The organism is Microbispora sp. NPDC046973 (genome assembly GCF_040644495.1).
Lineage (GTDB): Bacteria > Actinomycetota > Actinomycetes > Streptosporangiales > Streptosporangiaceae > Microbispora.
On record NZ_JBEYWQ010000015.1, the window covers coordinates 1 to 23,870 of the forward strand.

Consider the following 23,870-nt stretch of genomic DNA (forward strand, 5'->3'; position numbering starts at 1 on the left):
GTCGACCCGGAGTTCCCCCTGGTCTGGCGGCTCCAGAAGGACAAGGCCGGGTCAGGCGCTCTCGGCGACATCGGCGCCCACATCATCGACACCGCGCAGTTCATCGTCGGCCGGTCGCTGACGGGGGTGAGCGCGCTCACCGAGACCTTCGTCAAGCAGCGCCCGCTCGCCGAAGGGTCGAGCGGCCTGGCCGGCGAGGGCGGCACCGGTGAGATGGGCGAGGTGACGGTGGACGACGCGGCCCTGTTCATCGGCCGCTTCGAGGGCGGCGCGCTGGCGTCGTTCGAGGCCACCCGCTTCGCCACCGGGCGCAAGAACGCGCTGCGCATCGAGATCAACGGATCGGCTGGCAGCCTGTCCTTCGACTTCGAGGCGATGAACGAGCTGTGGTTCTACGACGCCGCCGAGCGGGACGCCGGGTTCCGGCGGATCCTCGTCACCGAGCCGGACCACCCGTACGCCGGGGCGTGGTGGCCGCCGGGCCACGGCCTCGGCTACGAGCACACGTTCGTCCACGAGACGAAGGACTTCCTGGAGGCGATCGCCGCCGGCACCGACCCCACGCCGTCCTTCGAGGACGGGCTGCGGGTGCAGCGGGTGCTCGCCGCGGTCGAGGAGAGCGCCGCCGCCGAGTCGGGCTGGACCTCGGTGTGATCGGAAAAGGTGTGATTGTCCACACGATTGTGAGAGCGGGAGTGAGATGACGCGACCGGTCACGTTGTTCACGGGGCAGTGGGCGGACCTGCCGTTCGAGGAGGTCTGCCGGCTGGCCTCGGAATGGGGCTACGACGGCCTGGAGATCGCCTGCTGGGGCGACCACTTCGAGGTCGACAAGGCCCTGGCGGACGACTCCTACATCGAACGCAAGAAGGAGACCCTGGCCAAGTACAACCTCGGGGTGTGGACGATCTCCAACCACCTCGTCGGCCAGGCCGTGTGCGACCACCCCATCGACGAGCGCCACAAGGGCATCCTGCCCGCCCGCATCTGGGGCGACGGCGAACCCGAAGGCGTACGGCAGCGCGCCGCCGAGGAGATCAAGGACACCGCCCGCGCGGCGGCCAAACTCGGCGTCACGACCGTCGTCGGCTTCACCGGCTCGTCGATCTGGCACACGCTGGCGATGTTCCCCCCGGTGCCGCCGTCGATGATCGAGGCGGGCTACGCCGACTTCGCCGACCGGTGGAACCCGATCCTCGACGTGTTCGACGAGGTCGGGGTGCGCTTCGCGCACGAGGTGCACCCCAGCGAGATCGCCTACGACTACCACACCACCGTGCGGACGCTGGAGGCGATCGGGCACCGGCCGGCCTTCGGGCTGAACTGGGACCCCTCGCACATGGTGTGGCAGGGCCTGGACCCGGCGAACTTCATCCTCGACTTCGCCGACCGGATCTACCACGTCGACTGCAAGGACGCCCGGGTCGCCACCCGCGACGGCCGGCGCGGCCGCCTGGCCTCCCACCTGGCCTGGGCCGACCCCCGCCGCGGCTGGGACTTCGTGTCCACCGGCCGGGGCGACGTGCCGTGGGAGGAGTGCTTCCGGGCGCTCAACCACATCGGCTACGACGGCCCGATCTCCATCGAGTGGGAGGACGCGGGCATGGACCGGCTGCACGGCGCGCCGGAATCCCTCGCCTACATCCGCTCGCTCAACGCCATCACCCCGCCCGACGCCGCCTTCGACGCCGCCTTCTCCTCCGAGAGCTGACCTCTCTCTCCCCAGCTCTTGCGAGGCCGGGGCCGGGTGCTCCATCAGGGGTGCCCGGCCCTTCGGCATGCCTCACCCCACGCCGCGGCCGCTTCGGCGCTACAGGGTGCGGCGGGGCGGGAGCAGGGCGTTGACGCGGTCGGAGTCGGGCCAGACGTAGGGGAGGTCGTCGGGGTCTCCCGGAAACTTCGGGCCGTAGAACTCCGGGTCCTTGCGCAGCAGGGCCGAGCGGTGGCTGAGGTGGAGTGCGGGATCGCCGAGCCATGGCGGCAGTTCGCCCGCCTCCGCGAGGGCCTCCTGGGTGCGGGGCGCCGGGATGCCCCGGCAGCCGAGCAGTTCCCTGGTCATCGTCCCGGCGCAGGTGTCGGCGCGGCCCAGCTCGCACCAGACCGACACGATCTCCAGGCCGTAGCGGACCAGCGCCTCCTCGTACCCGGCCCACATGTGCGCCACCGGGTGGTGCCGCCAGCCGTACCCCGGAACGGTGAGCGTGCGCAGGACCTGCAGGGCCTCGACCCGCTGCTTGCCGAGGCGGAGCGGGTCGAGGACGCGTGCGGTGGCCGCGAAGTCCGGATACGGCAGGAACGTCTGCATCTCGCCGCTCGGGCTACCCCGGCCCGCCGGAGGTATCCCCCGCGCCAGGGAGATCTCCGGCGGGCCGGTGGCGTCAGTCGAACAGCACGATCTGCCGGAGGACCTCGCCGCCGCGCAGGGCGTCGACGGCGTCGTTCAGGTCGCCGATCCTGATGCGGGAGCTGATCATGCTGTCGAGGTCGAGCTTGCCCGCCTTGTAGAGGTTCACGAAGCGCGGGAAGTCCCTGCGGACGTCGGCGTCGCCGTACAGCGAGCTGAGGATGTTCTTGCCCTCGAACAGCAGGTTGAAGGCGGTCAGCGGCACCTGGTCGTCCATGGCGCCCGCGCCGACGACGATGACGTCGCCGCCGCGCCGCGTCGCCTGCCAGGCCGTCATGATGGCCGCCGACTTGCCGACCACCTCGAAGCCGTGGTCGAAGCCCTGGCCGCCGGTCAGCGTGCCGATGGCGTCCATGAGCTGGTCGGGGGTGCAGGCGTGGGTGGCGCCGACCTTCTTCGCGAGCGCGTGCTTGGACTCCAGCGGGTCGATCGCGAGGATCGTGGTCGCGCCGGAGATGCGGGCGCCCTGGATCACCGACAGGCCGACGCCGCCGCAGCCGACGACCGCGACGGTCGCGCCGGGGCGCACCTTCGCGGTGTTGAGCACCGCGCCGACGCCCGTCGTGATCCCGCAGCCGATCAGCGCCGCCGCCTCGTACGGCACGTCGGGGTCGACCTTGATCGCCCCCTGCCACGGCACGATGATCTCCTCGGCCCAGGTGCCGCACCCGGCCATGCCGAACGCCGGGGTCTCGCCGCCGAACAGGAAGCGCGGCTCGGTGAAGCTCTTCATCATGTACGTCATGCAGAGGTTCGGCTGGCCGCCCACACAGCTCGGGCAGTCGCCGCAGGCGGGCGTCCAGTTGATGATGACGTGGTCGCCCGGCTGCACGGCGGTCACGCCGTCGCCCACCTCGACGACCTCGCCCGCGCCCTCGTGACCGGGGATGATCGGCAGCGGCATGGGGAGCACGCCGGTGAGCACCGAGAGGTCGGAGTGGCAGACGCCGGTGGCCTTCACCCGCACCCGGACGTCACCCGGGCCCACCGGCGTCAGCGTGAAGTCGTCTCTGATGTCGAGCTTTTCGTCGCCGACCGCGTGGAGAAGCGCGCCGCGCATGGGGACCTCCTGGTCTTTCAGGGTTGGGTGCCGGGCGTCACTCGTCCTCGAGCGACAGCGCGGCCTTGGGGCAGGACCGGACCGCGTGGCGGACCCGGTCGAGCAGTTCGGCGGGCGGCTCGGGCATCAGCACGTGGAGGTTGTCCTCGTCGTCGACCTCGAAGACCTCGGGCGCCAGGCCCATGCAGACGGCGTTGGCCTCACACACGTCGTAGTCGACCTTGATCTTCATGGCGCGTCCTCCTCCTGTGCGTCACATCGCGCTGGAGTTCACGTTAGGGCCTGTCCCTTGGATCTTTCGCCTACTGCGGTCGCTACGGCGAGATCCGCGGGGCAGACCCATCGCCGCCGAGCTTGCGGTGATCCCAGGAGACGACGCGGGCCGGCTCGACCAGGTAGGCCACGCGCTTGCGCGCGGTGTGCTCGACGTATCCCCGCGCCTCCGGACCGTCGAGGGACATGCCGGTCATCCGCCGGGTGACGTCCAGGCCGACCTCCAGGACGGCCGCCGGGTCGTCGATCAGCCGTGCCTTGCCGTAGACGAGCGCGCCGCGCAACTGCGCGTACTCGTCCCCGGTCTCGACCAGGCAGCTCACCCGCGGGTCGCGCTCGATGTTGCGGGCCTTCTGCGACTTGGCGTACGTCCAGAACGTGACGCGGCCGTCGTCGAGTCCATAGAACATCGTGACCAGGTGCGGCGTGCCGTCGGGGTTGATCGTGCCGAGCTGGAGCTTGCGGGCGTCTCGCAGGAGCCCCGCGATCTCTTCCTCGCTCATCGCGATGCGGGCGCGCTGGTTCACGAAGCAAAGTAGAACACGTTGCATCAGGGCGGACAAGGGGCAGTCCCGAACATCGTTCGGCCTGTTGGGTAGGGTGCCCGACATGGTGACCCCGATGCCCGACGACCTGCGCCGTGCCGCCGAACAGGCACGCGGGTTCATGCCGCCCGCCGAGGGCGAGGCCCTGTACGAGACCGCCTGCGCGTACGGCTCCCGCGGGCCGATCTGCGAGATCGGCACCTACTGCGGCAAGTCGGCGATCTACCTGGGCGCCGGGGCGCGGCGGGCGGGCACGGTGGTCTTCACGGTGGACCACCACCGGGGTTCCGAGGAGATCCAGCCGGGCTGGCCGCATCACGACCCCGAGCTGGTGGACCCGAGGACCGGGCGGATGGACTCGCTGCCGTTCTTCCGCGACACGATCGCCGCCGCCGGCCTGGAGGACGAGGTGATCGCGGTCGTGGGCGCCTCGGCGACGGTCGCCCGCCACTGGTCCACTCCGCTGGCCGTGCTGTTCATCGACGGCGGCCACTCTGAGGAACCGGTGACGGCCGACTACGAGGGATGGGCGCCGCACGTCATGGAGGGCGGCGCGCTGGTCTTCCACGACATCTACCCCGACCCGGCCGACGGCGGGCAGGCGCCCTACCGGGTCTACCTGCGCGCGCTGGAGTCGGGCGACTTCCGCGAGGTGCGGGTCATCGGGTCGCTGCGCGTACTGGAACGCGTCTGACGGCGCGTCCCGCCGGGCGTCTTCAGCCGATGACCGCGGTGGCTTCGACCTCGACCAGGTGGTCGGGTACGTCCAGCGCCGCGACCCCCAGCAGCGTGGCCGGCGGCAGGGGAGCCGCCGATCGGTCAGGCGCGGGCGCGCTCGCAGCCGCACTCGCCGGTGATGCGGGCCTGCCGGCCGCCGGCGTCGCGGAAGACCCCCGAGCCGGGCGTCGCGCGGGCGAGGGCGTCCGCGGCGAGCACCACCGCGGCGGCCGTGTACCCCGACCGCTCGTTGGGGAAGTGCCGCTGATTCACGAACTGCCAGCCGGTCCAGTAGGAACCGTCCTCGTGGCGCAGGTGCTGCATGTCGGCGAAGACCGCCAGCGCGCGCTCCCGCAGCCCGGCGGCGTCGAGCGCGAGCACCAGTTCGCACGACTCCGCGCCGGTCACCCAGGGCTGGTCGGAGACGCAGCGTGCGCCGAGGCCGGACACGACGAAGGTGTCCCACTCCAGGTCGAACCGCCGGGCCGCCGCCGGGCCGCGTACGGCGCCGCCGAGCACGGGGTAGTACCAGTCCATCGAGAAGCGGCTCTTGTCGGCGAACACCTCGGGGTGCTCGGCGATCACGTGGCCGAGCTGGTCGGCGGCGAGCTCCCAGTCGGGCTGTGGGTCGCCCAGCCGCTCGGCGAGCAGCACCCCGCACCGCAGGCCCTGGTGGATCGACGAGCACCCGGTGAGCAGGGCGTACTCCGCCGGACGGCCCTCGGCGTCGCGCTGCCACAGGACCTCGCCGCGCGCGGTCTGCAGGCCGATGACGTAGTCGAGTGCCCGCGACACCGCCGGCCACATCGACCGGGCGAAGTCCTCGTCGCCGGTTACCAGCAGGTCGTGCCAGACCCCCACCGCGATGTACGCCGCGTGGTTGGACTCCCCGGCCGCCTCGGCGGGCTCGCCGTCGCGGACCTTCATGGGCCAGGAGCCGTCCGGGCGCTGGTGCCGGACGAGCCAGTCGTAGCCCTTGCGGGCCTCGGCGCGCAGCCCGGCCACGGTCAGCGCCATCAGGCACTCGATGTGGTTCCACGCGTCGATGTGGCCCTCGGGCCAGGGCACGCCGCCCTGGTCGTCCTGGATGGCGGCGATGCTCTCGGCCGTACGGACGACCTGCTCGGCGGTGATGATCCCTGTGACCTCGGGCACCCGCCTCATGCGGGTTTCCGGACGTAGACAACGACGCTCTTGCCGATCAGGGGATTGAGCACGGCCTCGGCCAGCCGGGTGGCGAGGGGGCGCTTCATGATGTCCCAGACGAGAAGCTCGTGGTAGGCCTTGGCCAGCGGGTGCTCGTCGTCGTTCACCCCGACCGCGCACTTGATCCACCAGTACGGCGAGTGCAGGCCGTGGGCGTAGTGGTGGCCGCCGACCTCGAGCCCGGAGGCCTTCAGCTTCGCCTGAAGCTCCGCCAACGTATAAATACGGATATGGCCGCCGGGGGCGGTGTGGTAGTCCTCCGACAGGGCCCAGCAGATCCGCTCGGGCAGGAAGCTCGGCACCGTGATCGCGGCCCGGCCGCCCGGCTTCAGCACGCGTACGATCTCGCGCATCGCGGCCATGTCGTCGGGGATGTGCTCGAGCACCTCGGCGGCGATGACGCGGTCGAACGACGCGTCGGGGAACGGCATGTCGAGGGCGTCGCCGACGACCGTGTCGCCGGTCGCGCCCGCCGGCACCTCGCCCTCCTTGTCCATGGCCGCGAACATGGCCGCCACGTTCTCCATCTCGGTGGCGTCCATGTCGAAGGCGACCACGTCGGCGCCCCGGCGCAGCACCTCGAAGGCGTGCCGGCCACCACCGGCTCCGAGGTCGAGGACGCGGTCTCCCGGTCCGACGGGGAGCCGGTTGAAGTCGACGGTCAGCACTCGGTGCCTGCCTTTCGTGGGTTCTGGGGAGTCACCGGGAGACGCTCATCGGGAGACGCGGCGCGCGGCGATGGCCTCGTGATAGGCCTCGACCGTGCGGCGGGCGACGACCGGCCACGCGTAGCGCTCCATCACGCGGTCGTAGCCACGCCGGCCGAACTCCGCGCGCTCCTCGGGGGAGTCGAGCAGGCGGCGCAGCACGGCGGCCAGCTCCTCGGGGTCACCCGGAGTGACCTGCACGGCCGCGTCGCCGACGACCTCGGGCAGCGCGCCCGTACGCGAGGCGACCAGCGGCGTGCCGCTGGCCATGTGCTCGACGGCCGGCAGCGAGAATCCCTCGTAGAGCGAGGGGACCACCGCGACCTCGGAGGTGGCGATCAGCTCGGCGAGCTCCTCGTCCGGGATGCCGTGCACGAACCGCACCCGGTCGTGCAGCGACAGCTCGTCGACGAGCTGCTCCGTGGGGCCTCCGGGAGTGGGCCTGCTCACCACGGTGAGGTTGACCTCGCGCTCGGTGGCGAGCTTGGCGACCGCCCGCAGCAGGGTCGCCACGCCCTTCATGGGCGAGTCGGCGCTGGCCACGGCCACGATCGAGTTCTCCCGCTTCGGCAGCTCGGGCCGGGGGTGGAAGAACCGCGTGTCGACGCCGAGCGGGATCAGCCGCATGTTGGACTGCGGCACGTTGAAGTCGCGGTGGATGTCGGCGAGCGACGACTCGCTGACGGTCAGGATCGGGTTCAGCCGGGGCGCCACGATGCTCTGCATGCGGACGAAGCCGTACCAGCGGCGCATCGACAGCCGCTTCCAGCCCTTGGCGGCCTTCAGCTCGATCCGCCGGTCCACGCTGATCGGGTGGTGGATGGTGCCGACGACGGGGAACAGTCGCTGGATGCCGAGCAGGCCGTAGCCCAGCGTCTGGTTGTCCTGGACGACGTCGAAGTCGCCCCGCCGCTTCTTCAGCTCCCGGTAGGCCCGCAGGCTGAACGTCAGCGGCTCGGGGAAGCCGGCCGTCCACATCGTGGCGACCTCGAGTGCGTCGATCCAGTCGCGATACTCGTCGAGCTTCGGCGTGCGGAACGGGTCCTCGTCGCGGTAGAGGTCCAGGCTCGGCACCTTGTTGAGGACCACGCCCTCGTCCAGCTCCGGGTAGGGCTGGCCGGAGAAGACCTCGACGTGGTGGCCCAGAGCGACGAGCTCGCGGCTTATGTGGCGCAGGTACACCCCCTGGCCGCCGCAGGTGGGCTTGCTGCGGTATGACAGCAGCGCGACTCGCAGCCTCTCCGCCAAGAGGCACCCCTTTCCAGCCGGTTTCCAGCCGTGCCCCCGTGGGGCTGCTGCCAGGAACACTACCATTTGACCTTAGATGGGGTGGGTGAGGTGGAAAGGGTCCTCGATCGACTCTCACCCGGCCCGACCTGGGGTGTTAGCTTACTCGAACGAGATTCGGTGTAACACGTTCTAGCGGTGCATATGTAGGCACGGCCGGGCAGGGCGGTACATTCGCCTCTCATAGGCCAAGTTGGGCGCTACGAGGAGGATCCGTTGGCCAGGCGTGCGCTGATCACCGGCATCACCGGTCAGGACGGCTCCTATCTCGCAGAACACCTGCTGAGCGAGGGATACGAGGTCTGGGGCCTGGTCCGCGGGCAGGCCAACCCTCGCGTCCCGCGCGTGCGCCGGCTCCTGCAGGACGTGCGGCTGGTCCGCGGCGACCTGCTCGACCAGGGGTCGCTGATCTCGGCGGTGGAGAAGGTGCAGCCGGACGAGGTCTACAACCTGGGGGCCATCTCGTTCGTGCCCATGTCGTGGGAGCAGGCCGAGCTGACCGCCGAGGTGACCGGCATGGGCGTGCTCCGCGTGCTGGAGGCCATCCGCGTCTGCTCGGGGATCACCGCCTCGCGCGGCTCGTCGGCCGGGCAGATCCGCTTCTACCAGGCGTCGTCCTCGGAGATGTTCGGCCAGGTCAGGGAGACGCCACAGACCGAGCGCACCCCCTTCCACCCCAGATCGCCGTACGGCGTGGCCAAGGCGTACGGGCACTTCCTCACACAGAACTACCGCGAGTCGTACGGGATGTTCGCGGTGTCGGGCATCCTGTTCAACCACGAGTCGCCCCGGCGGGGGGCCGAGTTCGTCACCCGCAAGGTCTCGCTCGGCGTCGCGCGGATCAAGCTCGGCATGGCCGCGGAGCTGCGCCTGGGCAACCTGGAGGCGCGCCGCGACTGGGGGTTCGCCGGCGACTTCGTCCGGGCCATGCACATGATGCTGTCGGCCGCAGAGCCCGAGGACTACGTCATCGGCACCGGGCGCACGCACTCGGTGCGCGAGCTCGTCGAGGCGGCGTTCGCCGCCGCCGATCTCGACTGGGAGCGGCACGTCGTCTGCGACGCGTCCCTGCACCGCCCGGCGGAGGTCGACCTGCTGTGCGCGGACCCGAAGAAGGCCCGCACCCAGCTCGGCTGGGAGCCGACGGTGTCCTTCGAGGAGCTCGTGGCGATGATGGTCGAGGCCGACCTGCGCCTGCTCGCCGACGGCGGCGACCCCGAGCAGGACTCCTCCTGGGCCTGACATCCCGCGCCGCGGCGGCAGCACCCACCGATGCCCCAGCGGAGTGAGAGCTTCGTCGGTGCCGTCCAAGATTGACACAAAACCTACCAAGTGTGCATGCTTTTCCGCATGCGATTCAGGGCAGACGTCGTGTCTCCGGTGCGGCGCGGGCACGAGCAGGCCGTGCTCGGCCTGCTGCGCGCGCACGGCCCGCTCAACCGGGGCGAGCTCAGCCGGCGGTGCGGTCTGTCGCGCACGACCCTGCACGACACGCTCAGCGGGCTGCTGGCCACGGGCGCGGTGGTCGCGGCGATGCCGGACGAGGGGCCGCGCGGCCGGGGCCGTCCCGCCGAGCGACTGGCCCTCAATCCCGCGGTCGGCCTCGCCCTCGGCATCGACTTCGCCCGCCGCGCCGTGCACGTCGCGGCGCTCGGCGTGACGTACGAGATCGTGGGCTCGGCGGGGGAGGCGCACGCGCCCGGCCTGCCGTGGCCCGACCGGGTGGCGCTCGCCGAACGCCTCGTCCGCGGGCTCGTCGGCGGCGGGTTGTGGCAGAGGGCGCTCAGGGGCGTGGGCGTGGGCGTCGTGGGCCCGCTGGCCGGGGCGCGGGACGCGACCCTCTCCGGTGTCGAGGCCATGCTCGGGGAGCGCTTCGGCGGGCCGGTGCTGCTGGACAACAACACCAGGCTCGCGGCGCTCGCCGAGTCGACGTGGGGTGCGGCCGCCGGCGACCGGGACGTGCTCTATCTGCGGCTGTCGTACGGCGTCGGCGGCGGGGTGGTGGCCGGAGGGGTGCTGCACCGCGGCGCCGACGGAGTCTCGGGGGAGATCGGGCACATCCCGGTGGACCCGGCCGGAAGGCCCTGCGAGTGCGGGGGCACGGGATGCCTGGAGACCGTGGCCTCGATCAGGGCGGTGCTCGACGCCTACCGCGCCCGGGGCGGCCACGGCGACGACCTGCCCGCGCTGAGGGCCGCCGCGGAGGCGGGGGACCCGATCGCCCTCGGCCTGCTGTCCGACGTGGGCGGCCGGATCGGCCGGGTGCTCGCCGCGCTGTCCAACGCGATCGGGCCCAGGGTGATCGTCATCGGCGGCGAGCTGGCCGAGATCGGCGCTCCGCTCCTGGGGCCCGTCCAGGAGGCCCTGGACGCGGGCGCGGTGCCGATCTCGCGCCGTCGGCTGACCCTGCGCCGGGCGGCGCTCGGCGACGTCGCGGGCGCGCTCGGCGGCGTCGCGCTGGCGCTCGGGGAGTCTCCGCTGCTGTCGCGCTACCCGGCCGCGGAGCCGGAGCCCGGCCCCGCGGATCCACGCGCCCACGGATACGGCAGCGTGCCGGCCCGGCCGCGCCCGGCCCTGACCCCGCTGCCGTCGCTGCCCGTCAGCCGAGGGCGACGGGCAGCGTCTTGATGCCGTTGATGAAGTAGGACCTCAGCCGTCTGGCCTCGCCGGTCTGCCGGATGCCGGGCAGGCGCTGGGCCAGCACCTCGAACAGCACCCGAAGCTCCAGCTTGGCCAGGTGGTTGCCGAGGCAGAAGTGCGCCCCGCCGCCGCCGAAGCCGATCTGCGGGTTGGGGTCGCGGCCGATGTCGAACTCGTCGGGCCGCTCGAAGACCTCCTCGTCCCGGTTGGCCGACGCGTAGAAGACCACCACTTTGTCGCCCGCGGCGATCTTCTGGCCGCGGATCTCGGTGTCCGCCGTGGCCGTACGCCGGAACAGGTTGACCGGGGACACCCAGCGGACGATCTCGTCGGCTGCCGTCCTGGCGAGGGAGGGGTCGTCCACCAGGCGCTTCCACTGGTCCGGGTGCTCGAAGAGGGTCAGCATGCCTCCGGACGCGGCGTTCCTCGTGGTCTCGTTGCCCGCCACGATCAGCAGCAGGACGAACAGGTCGAACTCGTCCTCGGTCAGCGTCTGCCCGTCCTCGTCGGGCTGCAGGAGCCTGGTGACGATGTCGTCGCGCGGGTCCTGCCTGCGCGCCGCGGCCAGCGTGTGGGCGTACGAGTAGACCTCGAAGGCGGCGGCCTGTCCCTCCTCGGGGCTGGTGGAGTAGTCGGGGTCGTCGCTTCCGATCATGCGGTTGGACCACTCGAAGATCTTGTCCCGGTCCTCGACCGGCGCGCCGAGCAGCTCGCAGATCACGTACAGCGGGAGTGGCGCGGCGATGTCCCGCACGAAGTCGACGTCGGGCTTGCTCTGGACCTCGTCCACCAGGGCGTGGCAGATGTCGCGGATGTGCTCCTCCAGCCGCCCGATCTGGCGCGGGGTGAAGCCGCGGTTGACCAGCGAGCGGCGCCGGGTGTGGTCGGGCGGGTCCTGATTGAGCATCATCAGCCGCTGGAACTCGCGCTGCTCCTCGGGCATCTCGTCGAACAGCGCCAGTTTGCGCGCCGAGGAGAACAGGTCGGAGTGGCGGGAGACGTGGACGACGTCCGCGTGCTTGGTGACCGCCCAGAACCCGGGCCAGTCGCCCTCTCCCTCGTGCCAGTAGACGGGCGCGTCACCCCTGAGCCGGCGGAGCTGGTCGTGCGGCACTCCGCTGCGCGCGTAGCGGTCCTTGTCGACGAGGTTGATTTCCATGGCATCACCTAATCGGGTTTGGCTGCCCTTGGTAAGAGGGACGATCGCCCTGTCGGCGGCGGCGACAGCGTGATCAAGCGCTTGTTCGCATTGATTCTGAAACGGGTTCTATTACGGGTGCGGCGGCCCGTCAAGCGACCCGCAGGTGACGGATCGCTGCCGCCGCCTTGTCGGTGGGCTCTGGTACGACTGGGCGCATGGGTGTGAGCGTCGAGGAGTTCCTGGCCATGGTGAACCGGTTGCCCGAGGTCGGCCAGGGTGAGGGTGGCGACTGGGTCTCGTTCAAGGTGCGCGGCAAGGGTTTCGGCTACCTGTGGGAGCGGACCGAGACGGTGGGCCTCAAGGCGACGATCGAGGAGCAGATCGCGCTGGTGGCCGAGCGGCCCGAGGTGTTCGAGCCGCAGTTCACCGCCGGGCGTTTCGGCTGGGTCGTGGTCCATCTGGCCAAGATCGACCCTGACGAGCTGTTCGAGCTGGTGACCGAGGCGTGGTGCCTCACCGCGCCGAAGTCCCTGGTCGAAGCGCACGAATCCCGGTAGCGGCCCGTCGTGGTGGAGCGCCGTCACAGCGCGCGGCGCAGCCACTCCTCCACCCCCGCGATGTGGACGGTGGCCCAGGCCTGGGCGATCTCCGGCCGGCGGCCCGCGATGGCCTCGTAGATGGCGGCGTGCTGCGCCCGCGTCGTATCGGCCGCGCCCTCCTGGGTGAGGCCGCGCCAGATGCGGGCTCGCGCGGTCGGGCCGGAGATGCTCTCGATGAGCGAGCCGAGCACGGGGTTGCCCGAGCCCTCGGCGATCTTCTGGTGGAACCGCAGGTCGTTGACGACGAAGTCCTCCGCGCTCGGCTGCTCGGGGAACGCGTCCAGGATGTCGCGCAGCTCGGCGATGTCCTCGTCGGTCATCCGGGTCGCCGCCATCGCGGTGGCCGCGGGTTCGAGGATGCGCCGCACCTCGAAGAACTGCAGGACCGTGTCGTCCTGGTGGAAGTCGACCACGAACGACAGGGCGTCCAGCAGCAGGCCCGGCTGCAGGCTGGTGACGTAGGTGCCGTCGCCCTGCCGCACGTCGAGCACGTTGATCAGGGCGAGCGCGCGGACGGCCTCCCGCAGCGAGTTGCGTGACAGCCCCAGCCGCTCGGCCAGGTCCGCCTCCCGGGGCAGCCGGTCGCCCGGACCCAGCTCGCCCGACAGGATCATGTCCTTGATGCTGCTGATCGCCGCGTCGGTGACCGCCACGCCCCGTCTCCCTGCCGCGCGTCTTCGTCCGGGGTCGCGCTCAGCCCGCCCGGGGGAATTGTACGGCCAGGTCCTGATCATCCCTGCGGGCACGGGCGGCCGACCGTCCGTTTCCTACGCTCGACGGCAGAGGGGGGCCGTCGGCGACCGGATCGCCCGGTTCTGTCATGCTTGAGAAGATTGAGAGGCGGCCGCGCCGACTGTCGCCGCATTGGAATTGGATCCAATAGAGCTGGAACCTGTTCTATCCCGATAAGGACGAATGGGTGAACGAAGTCCGTCTGACTTGGCGATCTTACTGACGGTTATGCGGCGGTCGATCTCGTGACGCGGGAAAGCGCGGTCGTCAATAGAAGGAAAATCTAGAAACCCGCCAGCAGCCGCTCGGCGGCGATCTCGATGCGGTGCTGGATCTGCTCGTAGGTGCGCCGCCCGCGCAGCATCTCCAGCAACTCCTGCACCCAGACTCCCGCCAGGGAGCCGGTGAGCGCGAGCTGGTCCTCCGCGGGAAGGCTCACCGTGCGGCCGTCGGTGGCGACGCGCAGCAGCAGGCTCGCCATCCGGTCGCCGAACGGCGCCTCCACCTCCGCCATGATCAGGGAGCGGATGAGCGCGTCGGCGAGCTCCGGCTCGCGCATGAGGCCGCGGGTGGCCCGCATCAGCACGTCGACCGCGCGGCCGGCGGGATGGGTGGCGTGCGGAGGGCGCCGCTCGATGCTGGACTCCAGCAGGTCGATCTCCTCGCCGACCACCGCCACGACCAGGTCCATCTTCGAGGGGAAGTAGCGGTAGAGCGTTCCCAGGGCGACGCCCGCGCGCTCGGCGACCGTGCGCATCTGCATCGCCTCGACGCCTCCGCGGGAGGCGAGGGCGGCCGCCGCCTGGACGATGCGCCGGCGCCGCTGGTGCTGGCTCCTGGTGCGGACCCCGGGAGTGGCCGGGGCCGGATGGCTGCCCGTGGCCGAGGGGCCTTCGGGAAGCGGTGAGGGAGCGTCGGCGACTGCATGCGAAGTGCGCATAGGAACACGTTATCTGATTTTCGCTCCTTCCGGATGGTTACCCGTCAGTCACAAAAGCGCTGGCGGCTAAATGACTTTCCTGTTTCAGCCGCGTGTCGTCGACGGTTCGCGAGTCTCCCTCTGGACAGAGATTAGAATCCGTTCTAGTTTGCCGTTCTGGGCGGGGATCTCGCCCCGCAGGCAGGTCCTGGAACACGCGGGAGGCCCGGTGGACTTCGATCTCGACGAGACCCATGCGGAGTTGCGCGCGCTGGCCGCGTCGGTGCTGGACCGGGAGGCGGACCAGGCCAGGATCGAGGCGCACGAGCGTGGCGGCCGGCCGTACGACGCGGGAGCGTGGAAGGCGCTGGCGCAGGCGGGCCTGCTCGGCGCGTGCCTGCCGCCCGAGGCGGGCGGGGCCGGGCTCGGCCCGCTGGCCATGGCGGTGATCCTGCGTGAGGCGGGAGCGCGCGTCGCGCCGGTTCCCGCGCTGCCCGGCCTGATCGCGGCGCTGACCGTCGCCCGGCACGGGACGGACGCGCAGCGCCGGGCACTCGCGCCGTTCGCCGAGGGGGAGGAGGTGCTGACCGTCGCCTTCCGCGCGGCCGGGGCGGGCCCGGGCGACCCGCCGGCCGCGATCGCCGGGGACGGGAGGATCACCGGGCGGCCCGGAGCCGTCCCGTACGCCGCCGAGGCGTCGGCCATCCTCGTGCCCGCGCGTGCCGGGGACGGGGCCGCACTGTTCCTCGTGCGGCCGGGAGACGCGCGGCTGCGGCCGATCCCGACGCCGACCGGGGAACCCGCGGCCCTGGTCACCCTGGAGGACGCGCCGGCCGAGATGGTGGGGGAGCCGGACGGCGCGGCCGTCGCCGCGCTGCGGCTGAACACTCTGGCCGCCGTGACCGCGACCGCCTCCGGAGTCCTCACGGGCGCGCTCGCGCTGACCAAGGGACACATCGCCGCACGCAGGCAGTTCGACCGGGTGCTCGCCGAGTTCCAGGCCGTGACCATGCAGATCGCCGACGTCTACATCGCCTCACGCGCGCTCGACGTCGCCATGTGGACGGGAGTGTGGCGGCTGGGCGAAGGGCTGCCCGCGGAGCGGGACCTGGCCGTCGCCGCCTACAACGCGGCAGGAGACGCCGTACGCGCGCTCTACACCTGCCAGCACCTGCACGGCGGCATCGGCCTCGACCTGACCTATCCGCTGCATCGTCACTTCGGCCTGGGCAAGCACCTCGCCCATCTGCTGGGCGGCGAGCAGGCCCAGCTCGACCTGATCGGAGCCCTGGTCTGATGTTCATCGAGTTGACGGCGGAGCAGCGGCGGCTCCGCGACGACCTGCGGGACTACTTCGCGTCCTGCCTGACGGCCGAGCAGCGCGCCGAGATCGCCCGCGACCCGTTCGGCGAGGCGTACATGGCGCACTGCCGCAGGCTGGGCCGCGACGGCAAGCTCGGGCTCGGGTGGCCGAAGGAGTACGGCGGGGGCGGCTACGGCCCGGTGGAGCAGCAGATCTTCGCCAACGAGGTCACCCGGGCCGAGGTGCCCTACCCCCTGATCACGCTGCAGACGGTCGGCCCGACGCTGATGCGGTACGGCACGGACGCGCAGAAGGAGTTCTTCCTGCCGCGCATCCTCGCGGGCGAGTGCCACTTCGCCATCGGCTACAGCGAGCCTGAGGCGGGCACCGACCTGGCCTCGCTGCGGACGACGGCGGTGCGGGACGGCGACCACTACGTGGTCAACGGCCAGAAGGTGTTCACCTCGGGCGCGCACCACGCCGATTACGTCTGGCTGGCCGCGCGCACCGATCCGGCGGCGAAGAAGCACCGCGGGATCACCATGATGATCGTCGACTGCACGGACCCCGGGTTCTCCTGGACGCCGATCATCACGATGGACGGCCGTCACCACACCAACGCGACGTACTACTCGGACGTGCGCGTCCCACTCGACATGGTCGTCGGCGAGGTGGACAAGGGCTGGGACCTGATCGTCAGCCAGCTCAACCACGAACGCGTCACTCTCGGGCCCGCCGGCAACATCGGGCACACCCTCGACCGTTTCGTCCGCTGGGCGAAGAGCACCCGGGGACGCGACGGCGCGCCGCTGTGGGAGCACCCCGACGTACGGCGGGCCGTCGCCGAGGTGTACGCCTACTTCCGCACGAACGAGTTGCTGAACTGGCAGGTCGCGGCGTCGATGGACCTCGGCTGGCTGGGCGCGCCCGACGCCTCGGCCACCAAGATCTACGCCTCGGAGCGGGTGCAGGACGTCGGCCGGATCGTCGGCGACACGCTGGCCCGCTTCGGCGATCCGTACGACGAGGAGACGCGCGACCTGGTCGAGCGGGTGGACCGGGGCGTCAAGGGCGCGCTCGTGCTCACCTTCGGCGGCGGCGTCAACGAGGTCCAGCGTGAGTTGATCGCCATGCTCGGGCTCGGGCTGCCCAAACCACCACGATGAGCACGCGCCCGGCGCCCGGACGTTCCAGGCGTTCCGGGCTCAGGGCGTGAACACCGTCGGCACGTTGAAGAAGACGACCAGCGCGATGATCAGGCAGATCAGGATGCCGACGACCTCCCACAGCCAGTCGTAGTGCCGCTCGCCCTTGACCCGTCGGCCCTTGCTCGTGCCCTTGCCCTTGCTCGTGCCCCTGCTCTTGCTCGTGCCGCTGCCGCCGCCGGACGGCCTGCCGGCGTGCTTGCGGCTCGGACGGCGGGAGGTGACGGCCCGGGGGACGGGAACCGCCGCGGCGGCCGGGTGGACGAGGGCGTCGGCCTCCGTCGCGGACGTGTCGGCGGCACGCGCGCCGTCCGTCTCCGCCTGCGGCTCCTCGGCTGGGAGGAAAGGCTCGGCCGGTCGCTCCGCCTCCTGAGGCGCGGGAGCGAAGACGTCCATGGGGGGAGCGGCCGGGACAAGCGCCTCGGAGGGCGGCGCCAGCGGAGCGTCGTCCGACGGCTCCTCGGTCCGCGGGAAGTCGCCGGTGGACTCGGCCTGCCGCGAGGTGCCCGCAGCATCGGCGGTGCGGAACGCGTCGAAGGGCACGGCGAAGCGGAGCGTGTCGAACAACGCGTCCAGCGGCTCCGCAGGGCGGGGCGTTCCGGCAGTCCCCAAGGCGTCGAACGGCTCCGCGGGGCGCGGCGTGCCGGCAGTCCCGAAGGCGTCGAACTGCTCCGCCGGGCGCGGGGTGGTGCCGAGGGTGTCGAAGGGCTCGGCCGGACGGGGTGCGCCGGAAGCCCCGAAGGCGTCGAACGGGTCCGCGGGGCGCGGGGCGGTGCCGAAGGCGTCGAACGGCTCCGCGGGGCGTGGCGTGCCGGACGTTCCGAAGGCGTCGAAGGGCTCCACGGGGCGGTCGAACGGGTCCGCCGGGCGCGGGGTGGTGCCGAAGGCGCCGAAGGGCTCCGCGGGGCGTGGCGTGCCGGACGTTCCCAAGGCGTCGAACGGGTCCGGGCGGTGAGCGGCCGTGGTGCCGAAGGCGTCGAACGACTCGGGGGCGGTATTCGCGACCTCCGGAGCAGGTGGCGGCGTGGCGGGCGCAGCGTGCGCGGGTTCCTGCGGGGACGCCTGCGGCTCCACGGGCGCGGACAGGGCCGCCGGTCGCTCCGCGGGCGCGGGCCGCCCGGGGCGCTTCCTGCGCAGACGGCCCTCGCCGAGCGAGTTGAGCAGCGCCCCGCGCAGCCGGGGCATGGGCTCGGTCGCCGCCTCGTGCTTGGCCTTGCGCCGGGAGCCCTGCGGCTGCGCGATGGCGTCGGCCTTGACCACGCACGTGTTGGTGACCTGGTCGGGGTCGCTCAGCGGCAGCGGCCAGGTCGGCGTGGTCGGCCACAGCCTCTTGGTGACCAGGCCGGAGGACCGCTCCCCGCCCGTCGCGGCGCTGACCGGCTCCTCGTACGGCAGCGCCGCAAGCACCCGGTCGCGTACGGACGCGGCCGGCCGGTGCCAGGGCAGCCGGGCCAGCACGTCCCCGATGGGGGAGACGCCGATGGCGTCGTAGACCTCGGCGACGGAGGCGGGCACGAACGGCGCCGACCTCGCGGCGGTGACGGCCGTCTCCAGCGTCTGGGCGAAGCGGCGCGTCGCCCCCGCGATCAGCTCCTCGGCGGTGTCGGCCGCCACGTCGAGGACAAGCGCCAGTTCGGGCGCCGTCAGGCCGCACACCTCCGACAGCAGCAGGACCTCACGCTGGTGGGGCCGGATGTCCCGGAACACCCGCTCGATCAAGGCGGTGGCGGGGTCGGCGACGGAGTCGACGGCCGGCAGCGCGTAGCTGACGTCCCGGCGGTAGATCTCCCGGCGAGCCAGCGCGTACAGCGCGGCACGCGAGGGCGGCTCGGCGGTCGGAGCGGTGGTGAAGACGGCCACTACGGCGTCGGCGGCGGACGCGGTCTCACCGAGCTGGTCGTGGCAGTACGCGAACAACCCGGCGGCGTGACGCTCGTAGAGCTCGGCGATCAGCTCGCTCCTGGAGCGCTGACCGGTGAGCGGTGCAGTCACGACCGGCTCCTCTGAGTTCTTGGCTGGTCCGTATCGGAGGGACGCGGCGGTGGGACGGGAGAGGCGTGAGAGTAATCATGCCAACACATCACCGCGCCACGCATCATGAGATGCCCTATTGATAGATATCTAGGCCCGGATATCGAGGGTTCCCACCGTAGGCTGGCCGCCGGGCGGTGTGTCCGGAACGGGTCGCGTTTTGATATCCGGGAGGTTCACGGGGAAGAGCGAGTGGGCCTCCCGATGTTGGCTTGATCGCACACTCTTTCGAAGGGCGAGATGGCGTGATCACGTTCGAAGACGTCACCAAGCGCTACCGGGACGGAACGGTGGCCGTGGACGACCTCAGCCTGGAGGTGCCCACGGGTGCGATCACCGTGTTCGTGGGCCCCTCCGGCTGCGGCAAGACCACGTCGCTGCGGATGATCAATCGCATGATCGACGCTACCTCCGGCCGCATCACCCTGGACGGTCAGGACGTGCGCGAGATCGACCCGCCCACGCTCAGGCGCGGTATCGGGTACGTGATCCAGCAGGCAGGCCTGTTCCCGCACCGCAAGATCGTGGACAACGTGGCGACGGTGCCGTACCTGCTGGGCTGGAGCAAGAAGAAGGCGCGCGCCCGCGCCATGGAGCTGCTCGAGCTGGTCGGGCTCGACCCCGGCCTGGCCGTCCGCTATCCCTTCCAGCTCTCGGGCGGGCAGCAGCAGCGCGTCGGCGTGGCCCGGGCGCTCGCGGCCGACCCTCCGGTGCTGCTCATGGACGAGCCGTTCAGCGCCGTCGACCCGATCGTGCGGGCCAGCCTGCAGGACGAGCTGCTGCGGCTGCAGTCGGAGCTGCGCAAGACGATCGTGTTCGTCACCCACGACATCGACGAGGCGGTCAAGCTCGGCGACACGGTGGCCGTCATGCGCGTCGGCGGGCGGCTGGCCCAGATGGCCGGCCCGGCCACGCTGCTCACCGAGCCCGCCGACGACTTCGTCCGCGAGTTCCTCGGCCGCGACCGCGGCATCCGGCGGCTGTCGTTCATCTCGGCCAAGGAGGTGCGGCTGAGCCCGGCGCCGTCCGGCCTCGCGACCGACGAGGACGGCAGGCCGCTCGGCTGGCGGACCGCGGACGGGCTCGCGGCGTACGGGACCTTCAACCCCGAGACCGACTCGCTGCGCGTGGCGCTCGACGCGGCGTTGCTGTCGCCCAACGGCACCGCGGTCGCGGTGGACGAGGAGGGCCGCGTGCGCGGCGTGGCCGGCCGGGACGCGATCGACGAACTGCTCGCCGAGTACGCCCCGCCCGCCGCGGGCCCCGCACCGGGTGGCTCGGGCGGCTCGGGCGCCGGCTCCTCCGAGGGGGCGCCCGCGTGACCGAGGAGCCCCTGGTCCGCTGGGACTGGATCGCGCGCAACTGGGCCAACGGAGGCCCCACCGCGATCAGCGCCCTGCTGGAGAACCACGTCGTGATGGCCTTCCTGCCCGTGCTGCTCGGGCTGGTCGTCGCCCTGCCGCTGGGCCTGGCCTGCGTGCGCTGGCGCTGGCTCTACCAGCCGACGGCCGCGCTGATGAACGTCACCTATTCGCTGCCGTCCCTCGTGCTGTTCTCGATCTTCCTGTCGGTCACCGGGCTCACCCGGTCGACCGTCGTCATCCCGCTGACGTTCTTCGCGCTCGCGGTGCTGATCCCCGCCGTGGTGGACGGCCTGGCCTCGGTGCCCGATCCCGTACGGCAGTCGGCCGTGGCCATGGGGTTCCGGCCCGCGCGCCGGCTGCTCCGGGTCGAGTTGCCGGTCGCGGTGCCGGTGGTCCTGGCCGGGCTGCGGGTCGCGACCGTGTCCAGCATCAGCCTGGTCAGCGTGGGCGCGCTCATCGGCCAGGGCGGGCTGGGCAACCTGTTCATCGACGGCTGGCAGCGCCAGTTCTACACGCCGATCGTGGTCGGGATCGTGCTCATCGTCCTGCTCGCCGTGCTCGCCGACGGGCTGCTCGTGCTCGCCCAGCGGCTGCTGACCCCCTGGTCCCGGGCGAGGAGGACGGCGTGAACTGGCTGGCCGACTTCTTCGGCGACGCGGCGCACTGGTCGGGCCCGGACGGCATCCCGGTCCGGCTGCTGGAGCACCTGGAGTTCTCCGCGGCGGCCTTCCTCGTCGCGGCGCTGATCGCCGTGCCGCTCGGCATGCTCATCGGCCACACCGGCCGCGGGGCGCTGCTCGTCGTGGTCGCGGCGAACGCCGCCCGGGCGTTGCCGACGCTCGGCCTGCTCGTGCTCGTGGTGCTGCTGGCGGGCGTGGGGACCGTCCTGCCGGTGCTGATCCCGCTGATCGTGCTGGCGGTCCCGCCCATCCTGGTGAACACCTACGAGGGTGTGCGTGGAGTGGACGCCGACCTGCGCGACGCCGCGTACGGCATGGGCCTGCGCGGGCGTCAGGTGCTGTTCAGGACGCTGACCCCGGTCGCGCTGCCGCTGATCCTGCTGGGCCTGCGCCTCGCGGCCATCCAGGTCGTCTCGACCGCCACCGTCGCCGCGTTCGTCGGGCTGGGCGGGCTCGGCCGGTTCATCATCGACGGCCTGGCGACCAAGACCTACGCGGACGTGATCGGGGGAGCGGTCCTGGTGGCCGCCCTCGCCCTGGCCGTCCAGTTCGCCTTCGTCCTGCTCGACCGGGTGGCCGTCTCGCCCGGTGTCCGTCAGGTCCGCTAATTTCGCTATTATCCCCCTAAAATGAAGGGATTTTCTGGTATGAGGCGTTTCTTCGGCGTCGCGGTGGTCACCCTGACCGCGGCGCTCACGTTATCGGCCTGCGGGGGCTCCGACCCCCTCTCCACGACCGCGTCCGCGGCCCCGTCGGCGTCGGGCTCGGGCGGCGCCGCCGCCGCGAAGGTCGTCGTCGGCTCCTTCAACTTCCCCGAGAGCGTCCTGCTCGCCTCGATGTACGCCCAGGCCCTCCAGGCCAAGGGGGTCACGGTCGAGGAGAAGCCCAACATCGGCAGCCGCGAGGTCGTCTACGACCAGATCAAGAGCGGCGGCCTGACCGTGCTGCCCGAGTACGCCGGGTCGCTGCTGGCGTTCGTCGACAAGTCCAGCACGGCCAGGACCAAGGACGAGATCCTCTCGGGTCTGAAGGCCAAGCTGCCCCCGGAGCTGGAGATCCTTGAGCCCGCGGCGGCCGAGGACAACAACTCGCTGACGGTCACCAAGGCCACGGCCGACAAGTACAAGCTCACCAGCATCGAGGACCTCGCCAAGGTGGCGAAGGACTTCGTGGTCGGCGGTCCGCCGGAGTTCAAGCAGCGTCAGGAGGAGAACTTCAAGAACGTCTACGGCCTGGAGTTCAAGCAGTGGAAGCCCACCGGGGACACCACCGCTGACGCGATCAAGAGCGGCACGGTCCAGGTGGGCAACGTGTTCACCACCGACCCCAAGATCGTGCTGAACGACCTCGTGCCGCTGCAGGACAACAAGAACGCCTTCGGCTCGGAGAACGTGACGCCCCTCGTCTACAAGGCCGGCGTGAACGACACCGTGACCTCCACGCTGAACGCGGTCTCCGCCAAGCTGGACACCCAGACGCTGGTCTCCCTGATGAAGCGGATCTCCGTCGACAAGGACGACCCGCCCGTGGTGGCCAAGGACTGGCTCACGCAGAACGGCCTGGTCTGACGCTCGGGACAGAGGTGAACGCCTCCCGGTGGAGCGGGGCTCTCGCTCCTAACCGGGAGGCGTTCGTCTGTACCCAGTGGACGGGGATCGGTCCGACGCGGTGTCGTGTCAGCGGCCGCGTCAGCACGGCGACGGCGCGATGTCAGGGCGACCGGCGATCGTGGAGGCCATGAACGGCTCAGCGATCGCGGCCCCGGGGCCGCGAAAGGCTTCCGAAGACACGATCGTGCCCGGCGGGCGATGAGGGGAATGACCATGGAACACACCGTCACCACGCTGCCGACCGCGCGTCGGTCCGGCTGTCCCTTCGACCCGCCCGCGGAGCTGATCGACGCCCGCCGTCACGGCCCGATCAGCCGCTACCTCTTCCCCGACGGGCACCAGGGCTGGCTGATCACCGGATACGACCTGGTCCGGTCGGTCCTGGCCGACTCGCGGTTCAGCTCACGCAAGGAGCTCATGCGCCACCACCCGCTGATCGATTACGGCGACATCGAGGTCCCCCCGGCGCCGCCCGGCGAGTTCCTGCTCATGGACGAGCCGCAGCACAGCCGCTACCGCAAACCGCTGGTGGGCAAGTTCACCGTACGGCGGATGCGACTGCTCACCGAGCGCGTCGAGCAGATCACCGCGGAGCACCTGGACGCCATGGAGAAGGCCGGGCCGCCGGCCGACCTGGTGACCGCGTTCGCCAAGCCCATCCCCTCCGTCGTCATCTGCGAGCTGCTAGGCGTGCCGTACGAGGACCGGGGCTTCTTCCAGGACAACATCGACAAGTTCCTCGGCGGGGAGGCCGGCGACGAGGAACTGTTCGCGGCCTACACCGCGACCCAGCAGTACCTCGCGGAGCTGGTGGCCGCCAAGCGCGCCAACCCCACCGACGACGTGCTCAGCGACCTCACCGACAGCGACCTGACCGACGAGGAGCTGCGGGGGATGGCCCTGATCCTGCTGTCGGCCGGATACGACACCACCGCGAACATGCTCGCACTGGGCACCTTCGCGCTGCTGCAGAACCCGGACCAGCTGGCCGCGCTGCGCGCCGAGCCCACGCTCATCGACCAGGCCGTCGAAGAGCTGCTGCGCTATCTGAGCGTCGCCAAGACGTTCATGAGGACGGCGCTGGAGGACGTCGAGCTGGGCGGCCGGACCATCGCGGCCGGGACGAGCGTCATCCTGTCCCTCAACACCGCCAACCGCGACCCCGAGCGCTTCGCCGACCCCCACGTGCTCGACCTGCGCAGGCAGGACGGCGGCCACCTGGCCTTCAGCCACGGCATCCACCAGTGCCTGGGCCAGCAGCTCGCCCGAGTCGAGATGCGGGTCGCCTTCCCCGCGCTGCTCAACCGCTTCCCCACGCTGCGCCTGGCCGTACCGGCGGAAGAGGTCAGCCTGCGCCCGGAGACCGCGGACATCTACGGGGTGAAGAGTCTCCCGGTCACCTGGGACGTGTGACCGGGGGACACGGCTGACCGCGACCGGCCCACGG

24 protein-coding genes are annotated in these 23,870 nt (G+C 71.3%); 13 read left to right on the forward strand and 11 right to left on the reverse strand.

Translation table 11 applies throughout. The annotated features are described in order from the left end of the window. A partial coding sequence (locus tag ABZ860_RS25400) for a Gfo/Idh/MocA family oxidoreductase (RefSeq protein ID WP_357224530.1) occupies window positions 1–654 on the forward strand: 654 nt, incomplete at its 5' end. Between the two features lie 46 nt (window positions 655–700). Further along, window positions 701–1,711, forward strand: coding sequence for a sugar phosphate isomerase/epimerase family protein (locus tag ABZ860_RS25405; protein WP_357224532.1), 1,011 nt, complete (start codon window positions 701–703; stop codon window positions 1,709–1,711). Between the two features lie 99 nt (window positions 1,712–1,810). Here ABZ860_RS25405 and ABZ860_RS25410 read toward each other — a convergent pair whose 3' ends face one another. The 4 genes from ABZ860_RS25410 to ABZ860_RS25425 all read right to left on the reverse strand — a co-directional run bounded on the left by ABZ860_RS25410 (window position 1,811) and on the right by ABZ860_RS25425 (window position 4,264). Next, window positions 1,811–2,305: an MSMEG_6728 family protein gene (locus tag ABZ860_RS25410; protein WP_357224534.1), complete on the reverse strand. Its 495-nt coding sequence runs from the start codon at window positions 2,303–2,305 to the stop codon at window positions 1,811–1,813. Between the two features lie 73 nt (window positions 2,306–2,378). Continuing rightward, window positions 2,379–3,464: a Zn-dependent alcohol dehydrogenase gene (locus ABZ860_RS25415; RefSeq protein WP_357224535.1), complete on the reverse strand. Its 1,086-nt coding sequence runs from the start codon at window positions 3,462–3,464 to the stop codon at window positions 2,379–2,381. Between the two features lie 37 nt (window positions 3,465–3,501). Next, complete coding sequence (locus tag ABZ860_RS25420; protein WP_030506197.1) at window positions 3,502–3,696, reverse strand: ferredoxin; 195 nt, start codon at window positions 3,694–3,696, stop codon at window positions 3,502–3,504. Window positions 3,697–3,778: 82 nt separating this feature from the next. Further along, on the reverse strand, window positions 3,779–4,264 hold the full coding sequence (locus tag ABZ860_RS25425; protein WP_357224538.1) for a pyridoxamine 5'-phosphate oxidase family protein: 486 nt from the start codon (window positions 4,262–4,264) through the stop codon (window positions 3,779–3,781). Window positions 4,265–4,346: 82 nt separating this feature from the next. Here ABZ860_RS25425 and ABZ860_RS25430 point away from each other — a divergent pair, with 82 nt between their 5' ends. After that, window positions 4,347–4,976 carry a class I SAM-dependent methyltransferase gene (locus ABZ860_RS25430; RefSeq protein WP_357224540.1) on the forward strand — a complete coding sequence of 210 codons (630 nt, stop codon included), beginning with the start codon at window positions 4,347–4,349 and terminating at the stop codon, window positions 4,974–4,976. Between the two features lie 125 nt (window positions 4,977–5,101). Here the strand turns inward: ABZ860_RS25430 and ABZ860_RS25435 are convergent, their stop codons facing one another. Genes ABZ860_RS25435 through ABZ860_RS25445 form a run of 3 tightly spaced genes read right to left on the reverse strand, consistent with a single transcriptional unit; the run spans window position 5,102 to window position 8,160 of the window. Then, complete coding sequence (locus ABZ860_RS25435) at window positions 5,102–6,163, reverse strand: prenyltransferase (RefSeq protein WP_357224542.1); 1,062 nt, start codon at window positions 6,161–6,163, stop codon at window positions 5,102–5,104. Next, window positions 6,160–6,873 (reverse strand): methyltransferase domain-containing protein, encoded by a 714-nt coding sequence (locus ABZ860_RS25440; protein ID WP_357224544.1) that lies wholly within the window; start codon window positions 6,871–6,873, stop codon window positions 6,160–6,162. The genes ABZ860_RS25435 and ABZ860_RS25440 overlap by 4 nt, the downstream gene beginning before the upstream one ends. Before the next feature lie 45 nt (window positions 6,874–6,918). Beyond that, entirely contained in the window at window positions 6,919–8,160 is a 1,242-nt protein-coding gene (locus ABZ860_RS25445) for a glycosyltransferase family 4 protein (RefSeq protein ID WP_357224547.1), read from the reverse strand. A gap of 255 nt (window positions 8,161–8,415) precedes the next feature. On the opposite strand from ABZ860_RS25445, the gene ABZ860_RS25450 reads away from it, so the two are divergent. Further along, a complete protein-coding gene (locus tag ABZ860_RS25450; protein ID WP_357224550.1) occupies window positions 8,416–9,441 on the forward strand; it encodes a GDP-mannose 4,6-dehydratase in 1,026 nt (341 codons plus the stop codon). A gap of 108 nt (window positions 9,442–9,549) precedes the next feature. After that, the gene (locus ABZ860_RS25455; protein ID WP_357224552.1) at window positions 9,550–10,827 is read left to right on the forward strand and encodes an ROK family protein; all 1,278 of its coding nucleotides are present in this window, start codon (window positions 9,550–9,552) and stop codon (window positions 10,825–10,827) included. Here the strand turns inward: ABZ860_RS25455 and ABZ860_RS25460 are convergent. Further along, the gene (locus ABZ860_RS25460) at window positions 10,799–11,998 is read right to left on the reverse strand and encodes a cytochrome P450 (protein WP_357224554.1); all 1,200 of its coding nucleotides are present in this window, start codon (window positions 11,996–11,998) and stop codon (window positions 10,799–10,801) included. The two genes, ABZ860_RS25455 and ABZ860_RS25460, sit on opposite strands and share 29 nt — an antisense overlap. Window positions 11,999–12,195: 197 nt before the next feature. On the opposite strand from ABZ860_RS25460, the gene ABZ860_RS25465 reads away from it, so the two are divergent. Beyond that, window positions 12,196–12,537: an MmcQ/YjbR family DNA-binding protein gene (locus tag ABZ860_RS25465; protein ID WP_357224556.1), complete on the forward strand. Its 342-nt coding sequence runs from the start codon at window positions 12,196–12,198 to the stop codon at window positions 12,535–12,537. Between the two features lie 23 nt (window positions 12,538–12,560). On the opposite strand, the gene ABZ860_RS25470 is transcribed toward ABZ860_RS25465, so the two are convergent. Together ABZ860_RS25470 and ABZ860_RS25475 are read right to left on the reverse strand one after the other, a co-directional pair. Then, window positions 12,561–13,232 (reverse strand): FadR/GntR family transcriptional regulator, encoded by a 672-nt coding sequence (locus ABZ860_RS25470; RefSeq protein WP_357224559.1) that lies wholly within the window; start codon window positions 13,230–13,232, stop codon window positions 12,561–12,563. A gap of 362 nt (window positions 13,233–13,594) precedes the next feature. Beyond that, window positions 13,595–14,251 carry a TetR family transcriptional regulator gene (locus ABZ860_RS25475; RefSeq protein ID WP_357224560.1) on the reverse strand — a complete coding sequence of 219 codons (657 nt, stop codon included), beginning with the start codon at window positions 14,249–14,251 and terminating at the stop codon, window positions 13,595–13,597. A gap of 208 nt (window positions 14,252–14,459) precedes the next feature. Between ABZ860_RS25475 and ABZ860_RS25480 the strand changes: the two genes are divergently transcribed. Together ABZ860_RS25480 and ABZ860_RS25485 are read left to right on the forward strand one after the other, a co-directional pair. After that, entirely contained in the window at window positions 14,460–15,527 is a 1,068-nt protein-coding gene (locus ABZ860_RS25480; RefSeq protein WP_357224562.1) for an acyl-CoA dehydrogenase family protein, read from the forward strand. Further along, the gene (locus ABZ860_RS25485) at window positions 15,527–16,699 is read left to right on the forward strand and encodes an acyl-CoA dehydrogenase family protein (protein WP_357224564.1); all 1,173 of its coding nucleotides are present in this window, start codon (window positions 15,527–15,529) and stop codon (window positions 16,697–16,699) included. Before ABZ860_RS25480 ends, ABZ860_RS25485 begins: the two co-directional genes overlap by 1 nt. Before the next feature lie 39 nt (window positions 16,700–16,738). On the opposite strand, the gene ABZ860_RS25490 is transcribed toward ABZ860_RS25485, so the two are convergent. Then, window positions 16,739–18,730, reverse strand: coding sequence for a hypothetical protein (locus ABZ860_RS25490; RefSeq protein ID WP_357224567.1), 1,992 nt, complete (start codon window positions 18,728–18,730; stop codon window positions 16,739–16,741). Between the two features lie 284 nt (window positions 18,731–19,014). Here ABZ860_RS25490 and ABZ860_RS25495 point away from each other — a divergent pair, with 284 nt between their 5' ends. The 5 genes from ABZ860_RS25495 to ABZ860_RS25515 all read left to right on the forward strand — a co-directional run bounded on the left by ABZ860_RS25495 (window position 19,015) and on the right by ABZ860_RS25515 (window position 23,836). Continuing rightward, on the forward strand, window positions 19,015–20,091 hold the full coding sequence (locus ABZ860_RS25495; RefSeq protein ID WP_357224569.1) for an ATP-binding cassette domain-containing protein: 1,077 nt from the start codon (window positions 19,015–19,017) through the stop codon (window positions 20,089–20,091). Beyond that, entirely contained in the window at window positions 20,088–20,762 is a 675-nt protein-coding gene (locus ABZ860_RS25500) for an ABC transporter permease (protein ID WP_357224571.1), read from the forward strand. The genes ABZ860_RS25495 and ABZ860_RS25500 overlap by 4 nt, the downstream gene beginning before the upstream one ends. Continuing rightward, entirely contained in the window at window positions 20,759–21,421 is a 663-nt protein-coding gene (locus tag ABZ860_RS25505; protein ID WP_357224572.1) for an ABC transporter permease subunit, read from the forward strand. The genes ABZ860_RS25500 and ABZ860_RS25505 overlap by 4 nt, the downstream gene beginning before the upstream one ends. Window positions 21,422–21,460: 39 nt before the next feature. Beyond that, window positions 21,461–22,381: an ABC transporter substrate-binding protein gene (locus ABZ860_RS25510; RefSeq protein ID WP_357224574.1), complete on the forward strand. Its 921-nt coding sequence runs from the start codon at window positions 21,461–21,463 to the stop codon at window positions 22,379–22,381. Between the two features lie 249 nt (window positions 22,382–22,630). Further along, window positions 22,631–23,836, forward strand: a complete 1,206-nt coding sequence (locus ABZ860_RS25515; RefSeq protein WP_357224576.1) for a cytochrome P450 — start codon at window positions 22,631–22,633, stop codon at window positions 23,834–23,836. The last annotated feature ends 34 nt before the right edge of the window (window positions 23,837–23,870 follow it).

Coding starts and splice junctions, on each gene's coding strand:
- ABZ860_RS25405 (WP_357224532.1), top strand. CDS start 701: ATGACGCGACCGGTCACGTTGTTCACGGGGCAGTGGGCGGACCTGCCG.
- ABZ860_RS25410 (WP_357224534.1), bottom strand. CDS start 2,305: ATGCAGACGTTCCTGCCGTATCCGGACTTCGCGGCCACCGCACGCGTC.
- ABZ860_RS25415 (WP_357224535.1), bottom strand. CDS start 3,464: ATGCGCGGCGCGCTTCTCCACGCGGTCGGCGACGAAAAGCTCGACATC.
- ABZ860_RS25420 (WP_030506197.1), bottom strand. CDS start 3,696: ATGAAGATCAAGGTCGACTACGACGTGTGTGAGGCCAACGCCGTCTGC.
- ABZ860_RS25430 (WP_357224540.1), top strand. CDS start 4,347: ATGGTGACCCCGATGCCCGACGACCTGCGCCGTGCCGCCGAACAGGCA.
- ABZ860_RS25435 (WP_357224542.1), bottom strand. CDS start 6,163: ATGAGGCGGGTGCCCGAGGTCACAGGGATCATCACCGCCGAGCAGGTC.
- ABZ860_RS25455 (WP_357224552.1), top strand. CDS start 9,550: ATGCGATTCAGGGCAGACGTCGTGTCTCCGGTGCGGCGCGGGCACGAG.
- ABZ860_RS25460 (WP_357224554.1), bottom strand. CDS start 11,998: ATGGAAATCAACCTCGTCGACAAGGACCGCTACGCGCGCAGCGGAGTG.
- ABZ860_RS25465 (WP_357224556.1), top strand. CDS start 12,196: ATGGGTGTGAGCGTCGAGGAGTTCCTGGCCATGGTGAACCGGTTGCCC.
- ABZ860_RS25475 (WP_357224560.1), bottom strand. CDS start 14,251: ATGCGCACTTCGCATGCAGTCGCCGACGCTCCCTCACCGCTTCCCGAA.
- ABZ860_RS25485 (WP_357224564.1), top strand. CDS start 15,527: ATGTTCATCGAGTTGACGGCGGAGCAGCGGCGGCTCCGCGACGACCTG.
- ABZ860_RS25510 (WP_357224574.1), top strand. CDS start 21,461: ATGAGGCGTTTCTTCGGCGTCGCGGTGGTCACCCTGACCGCGGCGCTC.
- ABZ860_RS25515 (WP_357224576.1), top strand. CDS start 22,631: ATGACCATGGAACACACCGTCACCACGCTGCCGACCGCGCGTCGGTCC.